10 protein-coding genes and 1 pseudogene are annotated in these 12,849 nt (G+C 69.7%); all 11 read left to right on the forward strand.

The annotated features are described in order from the left end of the window. A partial coding sequence (locus JHN63_RS45160) for a penicillin-binding protein 2 (RefSeq protein ID WP_200690951.1) occupies positions 1-1,298 on the forward strand: 1,298 nt, incomplete at its 5' end. A 173-nt stretch (positions 1,299-1,471) separates the two neighbouring features. Next, positions 1,472-2,992 (forward strand): UDP-N-acetylmuramoyl-L-alanyl-D-glutamate--2,6-diaminopimelate ligase, encoded by a 1,521-nt coding sequence (locus tag JHN63_RS45165; RefSeq protein ID WP_200690960.1) that lies wholly within the window; start codon positions 1,472-1,474, stop codon positions 2,990-2,992. Positions 2,993-2,996: 4 nt separating this feature from the next. Beyond that, positions 2,997-4,412 carry a UDP-N-acetylmuramoyl-tripeptide--D-alanyl-D-alanine ligase gene (gene murF / locus JHN63_RS45170; protein WP_200690952.1) on the forward strand — a complete coding sequence of 472 codons (1,416 nt, stop codon included), beginning with the start codon at positions 2,997-2,999 and terminating at the stop codon, positions 4,410-4,412. After that, positions 4,409-5,482 carry a phospho-N-acetylmuramoyl-pentapeptide-transferase gene (gene mraY / locus JHN63_RS45175; protein WP_200690953.1) on the forward strand — a complete coding sequence of 358 codons (1,074 nt, stop codon included), beginning with the start codon at positions 4,409-4,411 and terminating at the stop codon, positions 5,480-5,482. Before murF ends, mraY begins: the two co-directional genes overlap by 4 nt. Beyond that, entirely contained in the window at positions 5,464-6,906 is a 1,443-nt protein-coding gene (gene murD, locus JHN63_RS45180; protein ID WP_200690954.1) for a UDP-N-acetylmuramoyl-L-alanine--D-glutamate ligase, read from the forward strand. Before mraY ends, murD begins: the two co-directional genes overlap by 19 nt. Positions 6,907-6,927: 21 nt before the next feature. Continuing rightward, positions 6,928-8,295 carry a putative lipid II flippase FtsW gene (gene ftsW / locus JHN63_RS45185; RefSeq protein ID WP_200690955.1) on the forward strand — a complete coding sequence of 456 codons (1,368 nt, stop codon included), beginning with the start codon at positions 6,928-6,930 and terminating at the stop codon, positions 8,293-8,295. Positions 8,296-8,301: 6 nt separating this feature from the next. Then, a complete protein-coding gene (gene murG, locus JHN63_RS45190) occupies positions 8,302-9,393 on the forward strand; it encodes an undecaprenyldiphospho-muramoylpentapeptide beta-N-acetylglucosaminyltransferase (RefSeq protein WP_200690956.1) in 1,092 nt (363 codons plus the stop codon). 25 nt (positions 9,394-9,418) lie between these two features. Next, on the forward strand, positions 9,419-10,213 hold the full coding sequence (locus JHN63_RS45195; protein ID WP_200690957.1) for an FtsQ-type POTRA domain-containing protein: 795 nt from the start codon (positions 9,419-9,421) through the stop codon (positions 10,211-10,213). A gap of 277 nt (positions 10,214-10,490) precedes the next feature. Continuing rightward, positions 10,491-11,675: a cell division protein FtsZ gene (ftsZ, locus tag JHN63_RS45200; RefSeq protein ID WP_200690958.1), complete on the forward strand. Its 1,185-nt coding sequence runs from the start codon at positions 10,491-10,493 to the stop codon at positions 11,673-11,675. Next, entirely contained in the window at positions 11,672-12,400 is a 729-nt protein-coding gene (gene pgeF, locus JHN63_RS45205) for a peptidoglycan editing factor PgeF (RefSeq protein ID WP_200690959.1), read from the forward strand. Before ftsZ ends, pgeF begins: the two co-directional genes overlap by 4 nt. A gap of 6 nt (positions 12,401-12,406) precedes the next feature. Beyond that, positions 12,407-12,849, forward strand: a pseudogene (locus tag JHN63_RS45210) (YggS family pyridoxal phosphate-dependent enzyme); the annotation flags it as partial.

Raw genomic sequence — 12,849 nt, forward strand, 5'->3', positions numbered from 1 at the left:
AGCTGCTGCTCGACCCCGCCGCCGCCCTTGCCGTCGGCGTTGACCCAGCCCAGTATCCCGGCGGCGGGGTCGAGCAGCAGCTGAACAAGGACCTCACCGGCAAGGACGGCAAGGTCCGCTACGCCCAGTCCGGCGGTCTCCAGGTGCCCACCGCGGGCTCCACGGAGACGCCGGCGGTGCCCGGTTCCGACGTGGAACTGACGATCGACCGTGACATCCAGTGGGCCGCGCAGAACGCCATCACCGAGCAGGTGAAGAAGTCCAAGGCGGACCGCGGGTACGTGATAGTGCAGGACACCCGCACCGGCGAGATCCTCGCCATGGCCAACGCGCCCGGCTTCGACCCGAACGACCTCGCCCAGGCCAACGCGGCCTCCCTGGGCAACGCGGCCGTCCAGGACGCCTACGAGCCCGGCTCCACCGCCAAGGTCATGACGATGGCCGCCGTACTCCAGGAGAACGTGGCCACCCCGCTGACGCATGTCGTCGTGCCGAACCGGCTGCACCGCGGCGACCGGCTCTTCCAGGACGACATCGACCACGCGACCTGGAACCTCACGCTCAACGGCGTCCTCGCCAAGTCCAGCAACATCGGCACCATCGAGGCGGCCGGCCAGCTCGGCAAGACACAGCCCGAGGCCAACCAGGTCCTGTACTCGTATCTGCGCAAGTTCGGCATCGGCAGCTACAGCGGGCTGAACTTCCCCGGCGAGACCAAGGGCATCCTCGCGCCCGCCGCCAAGTGGTCGACCTCGCAGCAGTACACGATCCCCTTCGGCCAGGGCATGTCCCTCAACGCGCTCCAGGCTGCCTCCGTCTACTCGACGGTCGCCAACGGCGGAGTCCGCGTCGAGCCCACCCTGGTGCGCGGCACGAAGGGGCCCGACGGCCGCTTCACGCCCGCGGCGACGCCCAAGAAGACCCGGGTCATCAGTGCGAAGACGGCGAAGACCCTCGCCCAGATGCTGGAGTCCGTGGTGGACGACGAGCAGGGCACGGGCGGTAAGGCCGCCATTCCGGGGTACCGGGTCGCGGGCAAGACCGGCACCGCCAACCGCGTGGATCCCGCCACCGGCAAGTACAAGGGCTACACCTCGTCGTTCGCCGGGTTCGCGCCCGCCGACAATCCCCGCATCACCGTCTACTGCGCGATCCAGAACGCCACCAGCGGAAGCTACTTCGGCGGTCAGATCTGCGGACCGATCTACAAGCAGGTGATGGAGTTCGCCCTCAAGACCCTCCAGGTCCCGCCCACCGGGGCGAAGGCCGCGAATCTGCCCGTGACCTTCACGCCCTGATCAGCGCAACAGCCAGGAACCGATCCGTGACCATGATCACCTCCCAGTCCGGGAACCAGGCCCAGCAGGACAGCGGGCCCCGCCCCTCGCTTCGCTCCCCGGCGGGTGCGCCCGGTACGCTCACCGCCGTGCCATCCGCCGATCAGTCCCAACCCCCCCAGAAGGGCGCATCCGTGACATACCCGGGGCCGCCCAGGCCGGCGCAGCTCTCCGCCACACCCCTCGCGGAACTCGCCGCCCAAGCGGGCGCCGCCGAGCCGACGACCGCCGCCGACGTCACGGGCATCACCCATGACTCGCGCGCCGTCCGCCCCGGCGACCTGTACGCCGCGCTGCCCGGCGCCCGCCTGCACGGCGCCGACTTCGTGACCCAGGCGGCCGGCCTCGGTGCCGTCGCCGTCCTGACGGACCCGGCCGGCGCCGACCGAGCGGCCGCAACGGGCCTGCCGGTGCTGGTCGTTGCGGACCCGCGCGGGCAGATGGGCGAGTTGGCGGCCACGATCTACGGTCACCCCGGCCGCGATCTGCTCCAGATCGGCATCACCGGCACCTCCGGCAAGACCACCACCGCGTACCTCGTGGAGGGCGGCCTGAAAACGGTCCGGTCCACCGGTCTGATCGGTACGGTCGAGACGCGCATCGGCGACGAGCGCATGAAGTCGGAGCGCACGACCCCCGAAGCCACCGATCTCCAGGCCCTGTTCGCGGTCATGCTGGAGCGCGGGGTCGACGCGGTCGCCATGGAGGTCTCCAGCCACGCGCTGGTCCTCGGCCGGGTCGACGCCTGCATCTTCGACATCGCGGTCTTCACCAACCTCAGCCCGGAACACATGGAGTTCCACTCGGGCATGGAGGACTACTTCCAGGCCAAGGCGCAGTTGTTCACGCCGCTGCGCAGCCGGCAGGGAGTGGTCAACCTCGACGACGAGTACGGCCGCAGGCTCACCGCCGAGGCCACGATCCCCGTGGTCACCTACTCCGCCGAGGGCCACCCGGACGCCGACTGGCGGGCCCAGGACGTCGAGATCGGCCCCATGGACTCGACGTTCACCGCGGTCGGCCCCAAGGGCGAGCTGATCACCGCGAGGGCGCCGCTGGCCGGTTCCTTCAACGTGGCCAACACCCTCGCCGCGATCGCCGCCCTGGCCACCGCGGGCCTCGACCCGCAGCTCGCCGCCGACGGCATCGCCGCGGTACCGGGCGTGCCCGGGCGCCTGGAGCGCGTGGACGCCGGGCAGCCGTATCTCGCGGTCGTCGACTACGCCCACAAGACGGACGCCGTCGAATCGGTTCTGCGTGCGCTGCGCAAGGTCACCGAGGGCAAGGTGCACGTCGTGCTCGGCTGCGGCGGGGACCGGGACAAGACGAAACGCGAGCCGATGGGCGCCGCTGTCGCCCGGCTCGCCGACACCGCCGTACTGACATCGGACAACCCCCGCTCCGAGGACCCCCTCGCGATCCTCGCGACCATGCTCCAGGGGGCCGCGTCCGTGCCCGCGCACGAGCGCGGCGAGGTCCAGGTCTTCGAGGACCGGGCCGCCGCCATCGCCGCCGCCGTCGCCCGCGCACAGCCGGGGGACACCGTGCTGGTCGCGGGCAAGGGCCATGAGCAGGGCCAGGACATCGCCGGAGTGGTCCGTCCCTTCGACGACCGCCAGGTGCTTCGCGAAGCTATCCAGAAGACCCAGGGATGAACTTGTGATCGCCCTCTCCCTCGCCGAGATCGCAGAAGTCGTCGGCGGGCAGACGCACGACATACCGGATCCGTCCGTCCAGGTCACCGGCCCGGTGGTCCGCGACTCCCGGGAAGTGGAACCCGGCAGCCTCTTCGTCGCCTTCGTCGGCGAGCACGTCGACGGCCACGACTTCGCGCACGCGGTCGTCGAGGCGGGCGCGGTGGCCCTCCTGGCGTCCCGCCCGGTCGGCGTCCCCGCGATCGTCGTGGACGACGTCCAGAGCGCCCTGGGCGCCCTCGCCCGTCATGTCGTACGACGGCTCGGCGCGACCCTCGTGGCCCTCACCGGCTCGGCGGGCAAGACCAGCACCAAGGACCTCATCGCCCAGGTGCTCGCGCGCAAGGCGCCCACGGTGTTCACACCGGGATCGTTGAACAATGAGATCGGGCTGCCGCTGACCGCGCTGAGCGCCACCGCCGAGACGAGGTTCCTCGTCCTGGAGATGGGCGCCCGCGGAATCGGTCACATCCGCTACCTCGCGGACCTGACGCCCCCGCAGATCGGCCTCGTCCTCAACGTCGGCACCGCCCACATCGGCGAGTTCGGCGGCCGGGAGCAGATCGCACAGGCAAAGGGCGAACTCGTGGAAGCGCTCCCTTCAGTTGAGGACGGCGGCGTCGCCGTCCTCAACGCGGACGATCCGCTCGTACGGGCCATGGCGTCCCGTACGAAGGCGAAAGTGATCCTTTTCGGAGAGTCCGGCGAAGCGGACGTACGGGCCGAGAACGTGAGACTCACGGACAGCGGACAGCCCGCCTTCAGCCTTCACACACCCTCCGGGTGCAGCGAAGTGACCATGCGCCTGTACGGTGAGCACCACGTGTCGAACGCGCTCGCCGCGGCCGCCGTCGCCCATGAGCTGGGCATGTCCGCAGACGAGATCGCCACCGCGCTCTCGGAGGCGGGCTCCCTCTCCCGCTGGCGGATGGAGGTCACCGAGCGTTCGGACGGCGTGACCATCGTCAACGACGCCTACAACGCGAACCCCGAGTCCATGCGAGCCGCCTTGCGCGCGCTCGCGGCCATGGGCAAGGGGCGGCGGACCTGGGCGGTGCTCGGCAAGATGGCCGAGCTCGGGGACGAGGCGCTCGCCGAGCACGACGCGGTCGGACGGTTGGCCGTCCGGCTCAATGTCGGCAAGCTCGTCGCGGTCGGGGGCAGGGAAGCGTCCTGGCTGCAACTGGGCGCATATAACGAGGGTTCGTGGGGTGAGGAGTCGGTGCACGTGTCCGACGCACAGGCGGCGGTCGACCTGTTGCGCAGCGAGTTGCGCCCGGGAGACGTCGTTCTCGTGAAGGCGTCCCGGTCGGTCGGGCTCGAGAGCGTGGCGCAGGCGCTCGTCGAGGCCGGTACCGAGGGTGAGGTAGCCGTCCGATGATGAAGCAGATCCTGTTCTCAGGAGTCATCGGCCTGTTCCTGACCCTGGTGGGCACCCCGCTGCTGATCAAGCTGCTGGCCCGCAAGGGCTACGGCCAGTACATCCGCGACGACGGCCCGCGCGAGCACGCCAGCAAGCGCGGTACGCCGACGATGGGCGGTATCGCCTTCATCCTGGCGACGGTCGCCGCCTACTTCCTGTCCAAGGTCATCACCGGCTACGCGCCCACCTACTCGGGTCTGCTGGTGCTCGGCCTGATGTGCGGCATGGGGCTGGTCGGCTTCCTCGACGACTACATCAAGATCGTCAAGAGGCGTTCGCTGGGCCTGCGGGCCAAGGCGAAGATGGCCGGCCAGCTGATCGTCGGCATCAGCTTCGCGGTGCTGGCCCTGCAGTTCCCGGACGTCAGCGGCAACACCCCGGCCTCGACGAAGCTGTCCTTCATCACGGACTTCGGGTGGAACATCGGCCCGATCCTGTTCGTGATCTGGGCGCTGTTCATGATCCTCGCGATGTCGAACGGCGTGAACCTGACGGACGGTCTGGACGGCCTCGCGACCGGCGCCTCGGTCCTGGTCTTCGGCGCCTACACCTTCATCGGTGTCTGGCAGTTCCAGGAGTCCTGCGCCAACGCGATCACCCTGACCAACCCGAACGCCTGCTACGAAGTGCGCGATCCGCTCGACCTCGCGGTCATCGCCTCGGCGCTGATGGGTTCCTGCCTGGGCTTCCTGTGGTGGAACACCTCGCCGGCCAAGGTCTTCATGGGGGACACCGGTTCGCTCGCCCTCGGCGGTGTCGTCACGGGTCTGGCGATCCTTTCCCGCACCGAGCTGCTCGTGGCCGTCATGGGCGGTCTGTTCGTCCTCATCACGATGTCGGTCGTCATCCAGGTCGGCTCCTTCAAGATGACCGGCAAGCGGGTCTTCCGGATGGCGCCACTCCAGCACCACTTCGAACTCAAGGGCTGGTCCGAAGTGCTCATCGTGGTCCGCTTCTGGATCATCCAGGGCATCTGCGTGATCGTCGGCCTGGGCCTCTTCTACGCGGGATGGGCAGCGGAAAAGTGACCGAAGGGCAGGGGCTCTCCTGGGAGGGCAAGCACGTCACCGTCGCGGGGCTCGGTGTCTCCGGCATCCCGGCGGCCAAGGTCCTGCACGGACTCGGCGCGCTCGTCACGGTCGTCAACGACGGCGCCGACGAGCGCTCCCGGGCCCAGGCGGCCGACCTGGAGGCGCTCGGCATCACCGTGCGCCTCGGTGACGGCGCGACCCTGCCCGGCGGTACCGAACTGATCGTCACCACCCCCGGCTGGCAGCCCGACAAGCCGCTGTTCACGGCGGCCCGTGAGGCGGGCGTCCCGGTCTGGGGGGACGTGGAGTTGGCGTGGCGCCTGCGCGGCCGGGACGGTAAAAAACCAGCCCCCTGGCTCGCCGTCACCGGCACCAACGGCAAGACCACCACCGTCCAGATGCTCGCCTCCGTCCTGAAGGCGGCGGGCCTGCGCACGGCGGCCGTCGGCAACATCGGCGTCTCGGTCCTGGACGCCGTACTCGGGGACGAGCAGTACGACGTCCTCGCCGTCGAACTGTCGAGCTATCAGCTGCACTGGGCGCCCTCGGTGCGCGCCCACTCCGCCGCCGTTCTGAACCTGGCGCCCGATCACCTCGACTGGCACGGCTCGATGGAGGCGTACGCCGCCGACAAGGGCCGTATCTACGAAGGCAATCGGGTCGCCTGCGTCTACAACGTCGCCGACAAGGCCACCGAGGAACTGGTCCGCGAGGCCGACGTCGAAGAGGGCTGCCGGGCCATCGGGTTCACGCTGGGCAGCCCCGGGCCGTCCCAACTCGGCGTCGTGGACGGCATCCTGGTCGACCGTGCCTTCGTCGAGGACCGGCAGCGCAACGCGCAGGAACTCGCCGAGGTCTCGGACGTCAATCCGCCCGCCCCGCACAACATCGCCAACGCCCTTGCCGCCGCTGCCCTCGCGCGCGCCTTCGGGGTGCCCGCCAAGGCCGTACGGGACGGGCTGCGGGCCTTCACGCCCGACGCGCACCGCATCGCGCACGTGGCCGATGTGGACGGTGTCGCGTACATCGACGACTCCAAGGCCACCAACACCCATGCGGCGGAAGCCTCGTTGGCGGCCTACGAGTCGATCGTGTGGATCGCCGGCGGGCTCGCCAAGGGCGCGACCTTCGACGAGTTGGTCGCCAAGTCGGCGAAGCGACTTCGGGGTGTGGTGCTGATCGGCGCCGATCGCGCGCTGATCGCCGAAGCCCTCGCGCGACACGCGCCGGAAGTACCCGTCGTCGACCTCGCCCGGACCGACACTGGGGCGATGCTCGCGGCTGTCCAGGAGGCACAGCGGCTCGCCGCCGCCGGCGACACGGTGCTGCTCGCCCCGGCCTGCGCCTCCATGGACATGTTCGCCAATTACACCAAGCGCGGTGACGCGTTCGCCCAGGCGGTTCGCGAACTCGGCGCCTGACCGATGTGAGCGGAGGCGCTGATGCCCAGTAGCCGTACCGGCCGGCCGCCCGTGCAGCAGCGGACCCCCAGACGTCCCGCAGCCGCCAGGACGGTCCGCGACAACCCCGTACGACGGCTGTACGGGAACGTGCGCCGGGCCTGGGACCGGCCGTTGACCGCCTACTACCTGATCGCCGGCGGCAGCGTGCTGATCACCGTGCTGGGTCTGGTGATGGTCTACTCGGCCTCCCAGATCACGGCGCTCCAACTCTCGCTGCCCGGCTCGTACTTCTTCCGCAAACAGTTCCTCGCGGCCTCCATCGGCGCGGTGCTGGCGCTGGCCGCCTCGCGGATGCCGGTCAAGCTGCACCGGGCGCTGGCCTATCCGATCCTCGCGGGCGCCGTCTTCATGATGGCGCTGGTGCAGTTGCCGGGGATAGGGATGTCGGTCAACGGCAACCGCAACTGGATCTCGCTCGGCGGCTCCTTCCAGATCCAGCCCAGCGAGTTCGGCAAGCTCGCCCTCGTCCTGTGGGGCGCCGATCTGCTCGCCCGCAAGCAGGACAAGGCGATGCTGTCCCAGTGGAAGCACATGCTGGTCCCGCTGGTGCCGGTCGCGTTCATGCTGCTCGGCCTGATCATGCTCGGCGGCGACATGGGTACGGCGATCATCCTCACCGCGATCCTGTTCGGTCTGCTGTGGCTGGCGGGAGCGCCGACCCGGCTCTTCGCGGGCGTGCTGTCGATCGCGGCCGTGATCGGTGTGATCCTCATCAAGACCAGCCCCAACCGGATGGCCCGGCTCGCCTGCATCGGTGCCACCGAGCCCAAGACCGGGGTCGCCGACTGCTGGCAGGCCGTGCACGGGATCTACGCGCTCGCATCCGGTGGGATCTTCGGCTCCGGGCTCGGCGCGAGTGTGGAGAAATGGGGTCAACTCCCCGAGGCCCACACCGACTTCATCTTCGCCGTCACCGGTGAGGAACTGGGTCTGGCGGGCACACTGTCGGTGCTCGCCCTCTTCGCGGCCCTAGGCTATGCGGGTATCCGCGTGGCCGGACGCACGGAGGACCCCTTCGTGAGGTATGCCGCGGGAGGCGTGACCACCTGGATCACCGCTCAGGCAGTGATCAACATCGGTGCGGTGCTCGGCCTGCTGCCGATCGCCGGCGTCCCGCTCCCGCTGTTCTCCTACGGGGGTTCCGCCCTGCTGCCGACCATGTTCGCCATCGGGTTGCTGATCGCCTTCGCGCGCGACGACCCCGCTGCGCGGGCGGCGCTTGCGATGCGGCAACCCCGCTTTGGTAGAAAACGGGGGGCCAGGGCACCCGGTTCCGGCCGGAGTTCCCGGAGATGGAACACGATGAGACGGCGTGCCTCGGCGGCACGTTCGTCCGGAGAGCGGTGAATTTCGGTGCATGTCGTACTCGCCGGTGGGGGGACCGCCGGCCACATCGAGCCGGCGCTCGCCCTCGCGGACGCCCTGCGCAGGCAGGACCCCACCGTGGGGATCACGGCCCTGGGCACGGAGCGCGGCCTTGAGACCCGTCTCGTACCCGAGCGGGGCTACGAACTCGCGCTGATCCCCGCCGTACCCCTGCCGCGCAAGCCCACCCCGGAACTGATCACCGTGCCGGGCCGGTTGCGCGGCACCATCAAGGCGGCCGAGCAGATCCTGGAGCGCACCAAGGCGGACTGTGTCGTCGGCTTCGGCGGCTATGTGGCGCTGCCCGGCTATCTCGCGGCCAAGCGCCTCGGGGTGCCGATCGTGATCCACGAGGCCAACGCCCGGCCCGGGTTGGCCAACAAGATCGGTTCGCGGTACGCGGCCAAGGTCGCCGTCTCGACGCCCGACAGCAAGCTGCGGGACGCCCGTTACATCGGCATCCCGCTGCGCCGCTCGATCGCCACCCTGGACCGCGCGGCCGTACGGCCGCAGGCCCGGGCCGCGTTCGGCCTCGACCCGAACCTGCCGACGCTGCTGGTCTCCGGCGGCTCGCAGGGCGCCCGGCACCTCAACGAGGTGGTCGAGCGGGTCGCGCCGTACCTCCAACAGGCCGGAATCCAGATCCTGCACGCGGTCGGCCCGAAGAACGAACTGCCGCAGGTGCACCAGATGCCGGGGATGCCCCCCTACATCCCGGTACCGTACGTGGACCGGATGGACCTCGCGTACGCCGCGGCCGACATGATGCTCTGCCGCGCGGGCGCGATGACCGTCGCCGAACTCTCCGCCGTCGGACTCCCGGCCGCCTACGTCCCGCTGCCCATCGGCAACGGCGAACAGCGGCTGAACGCCCAGCCGGTGGTCAAGGCCGGCGGCGGACTCCTGGTCGACGACGCGGAACTGACGCCCGAGTGGGTCCAGGGCAATGTCCTGCCCGTGCTCGCCGACCCGCACCGGCTGTACGAAATGTCGCGCGCGGCAAGCGAGTTCGGCCGCCGGGACGCCGACGACCTGCTCGTCGGCATGGTGTACGAGGCGATCGCCTCGCGGCACCGCTAGCCCTATGTGAGAGAGGCAGGGGATCGTGGCCGGACCGACGACCGCCGAGCGCGGTGAACGCCAACAGGAGTCGTCCGGCCCGCCCCTTGTCCGGCGCCTGGGTCCGCGACGCCTTCGTCTGATTGTCGTACTCGCCCTCGCCGCGGCCCTGTTGGGCGCCGCCGCGATCTGGCTGCTCTACGGCTCGCAGTGGCTGCGGGTGGAGAAGGTGTCGGTGTCCGGGACGAAGGTCCTGACGCCGGAACAGGTGCGCGAAGCCGCCGGCGTTCCGGTCGGCGGACCGCTCGTCTCTGTCGACACCGATGCGATCGAAGCCCGACTCCGCAGGAAATTGCCCCGAATTGACACCGTTGACGTGGTCCGTTCCTGGCCTCATGGAATCGGGCTGAAAGTGACCGAACGCAGCCCGGTCCTGGTGGAGAAAAAGGGCGGAAACTTCGTCGAAGTGGACGACGAGGGCGTACGGTTCGCCACCGTTTCCACGCCACCGAAGTCCGTTCCCACCCTCGAATTGACGCTCTCCCAATCGGGTTCGTCCGCGGCCGGCCTGCGCCGCTTCGGCGAGGCCCGACTCGTCCGCGAGGCGGTGCGCGTCGCAGGTGACATTCCGGCCGCCGTCGCGCGCGTCACCCAGGTCGTCAAAGTCCGTTCCTACGACGACATCTCACTCGAGTTGAGCGGCGGCCGTACCGTCGCATGGGGAAGCGGCGAGAAGGGCACAGCGAAGGCGCGTACGCTCACCGCTCTCATGAAAGCAGCTTCCGGGGCCCGGCACTTCGACGTAAGTGTTCCCACCGCCCCTGCGTCAGCCGGGAGTTGACGCACATTCGCGCAGGCCAGCACCCTGGTTGGGCAGCGCTACGGCTGATCACATAGGGTGAAAAGAAAAACGGGAGGTTCGGCGTGTTCGTTGAACGTGCGCCACTTGTCGACTTAGTGTCCTGTTCAGAAGACTTCAAGGAACGGACACACTGGTAACCCTAAACTTCAACGTTAGGGTTCGGGTCGGCGCTACGGACCGTCCCATTCGGCATCCGTCGTCGGGTCGCGGAACACCGCGACCGACGACACGTAACTCGAGGCGAGAGGCCTTCGACGTGGCAGCACCGCAGAACTACCTCGCAGTCATCAAAGTCATCGGTGTCGGCGGCGGTGGTGTCAATGCCATCAACCGGATGATCGAGGTCGGTCTCAAGGGCGTCGAGTTCATCGCCATCAACACCGACGCGCAGGCGCTGTTGATGAGCGACGCCGACGTCAAACTCGACGTCGGCCGCGAACTCACCCGCGGACTCGGCGCCGGCGCCAACCCGGCCGTCGGCCGCAAGGCCGCCGAGGATCATCGCGAGGAGATCGAGGAGGTCCTCAAGGGGGCCGACATGGTCTTCGTGACGGCCGGCGAGGGTGGCGGCACCGGTACCGGCGGCGCCCCCGTCGTGGCCAACATCGCGCGCTCTCTGGGCGCCCTCACCATCGGCGTGGTCACCCGCCCCTTCACCTTCGAAGGGCGGCGCCGGGCCAACCAGGCGGAGGACGGCATCGCCGAACTCCGCGAAGAGGTCGACACCCTCATCGTCATCCCGAACGACCGGCTGCTGTCCATCTCGGACCGCCAGGTCTCGGTCCTCGACGCCTTCAAGTCGGCGGACCAGGTCCTGCTCTCCGGTGTGCAGGGCATCACCGATCTCATCACCACGCCCGGTCTGATCAACCTCGACTTCGCCGACGTCAAGTCCGTGATGTCCGAGGCGGGTTCGGCCCTCATGGGCATCGGCTCGGCCCGCGGCGACGACCGCGCGGTGGCGGCGGCCGAGATGGCGATCTCCTCGCCGCTCCTCGAGGCCTCCATCGACGGCGCCCGCGGCGTCCTGCTGTCCATCTCCGGCGGCTCCGACCTCGGCCTGTTCGAGATCAACGAAGCGGCCCAACTGGTCAGCGAGGCCGCCCACCCCGAGGCCAACATCATCTTCGGCGCAGTCATCGACGACGCCCTCGGTGACGAGGTCCGGGTCACGGTCATCGCGGCCGGCTTCGACGGCGGCCAGCCGCCGACCCGCCGGGAGACCGGCTCGACCTCGGGCCGCCGCGAGGAGTCGACTCCGGTACGGCAGGCCGAGAGCCGGCCGTCCTTCGGGTCGCTCGGCAGCGTCAAGCCGAAGGAGGAGCCGGAGCCCGCGCCGGTGCCGGCCGCGGACCTTCCGGTCGCCCCGCCGGTCCCGCCGTCGCGGACCTACTCGGACAGCGCGGCCGAGGAGCTGGACGTACCGGACTTCCTGAAGTGATAGGACAGTTCGACACCGTGAGCGGCGCGCACTTCGCCTTCACCGACAGGTGGGGCGGGGTGAGCGCCGTTCCGTACGAGGAGCTCAACCTCGGCGGCGCGGTCGGCGACGACGCCGACGCGGTCCGTACGAATCGTGAACTGGCCGCCAAATCAATGGGCTTGGACCCGGCGCTGGTGGTCTGGATGAACCAGGTGCACGGCGCGGACGTGGCGGTCGTCGACGAGCCCTGGGGCTCCGCCGACATCCCCGCCGTGGACGCGGTCGTCACCGCCCGGCGCGGACTCGCCCTCGCCGTGCTGACCGCCGACTGCACGCCCGTCCTGCTCGCCGACCCGGTCGCCGGGATCGCGGGCGCGGCCCACGCCGGACGCCCGGGCATGGTCGCCGGGGTCGTCCCCGCCGCCGTACGGGCCATGGTGGAACTCGGCGCCGATCCCGCCCGGATCGTCGCCCGCACCGGACCCGCCGTCTGCGGCCGGTGCTACGAAGTGCCCGCGGACATGCGCGCCGACGTCGCCGCGGTGGAACCGGCGGCGTACGCCGAGACGAGTTGGGGCACTCCCGCGGTCGACGTGACCGCTGGCGCGCACGCGCAGCTCGACCGGCTCGGGGTGCGCGACCGGGAGCAGTCGCCGGTGTGCACCCGTGAATCGGGCGACCACTTCTCGTACCGCCGCGACCGTACGACCGGGCGGCTGGCGAGCTATGTCTGGCTGGACTGATCGGACATGACGGACCGTAAGGGCGAACTCGCCGTAAATCTGGCGAAAGTTGAAGAGCGCATCGCCGCCGCGTGCGCGGCGGCCGGGCGGAAGCGCGAAGAGGTGACCCTGATCGTGGTCACCAAGACCTATCCGGCGAGCGACGTACGAACGTTGGCCGAACTCGGTGTGCGTCATGTCGCCGAGAACCGGGACCAGGACGCGGCGCCGAAGGCGGCCGAATGCGCGGATCTGCCGCTGAGTTGGCACTTCGTCGGTCAGTTGCAGACCAACAAGGTGCGATCCGTGGTCGGTTACGCCGATGTCGTGCAGTCGGTCGACCGGGCCCGGCTCGTCACCGCGCTGTCGAAGGAGGCCGAGCGGTCCGGGCGCGAACTGGGCTGTCTCATCCAGGTCGCGCTCGCCCCGCCCGCTCACTCCCGCGTCGAGCGCGACCTGGATGAGACAGC

This window comes from Streptomyces sp. MBT65, assembly GCF_016612545.1.
In the GTDB taxonomy this organism is placed as follows: Bacteria; Actinomycetota; Actinomycetes; order Streptomycetales; family Streptomycetaceae; genus Streptomyces.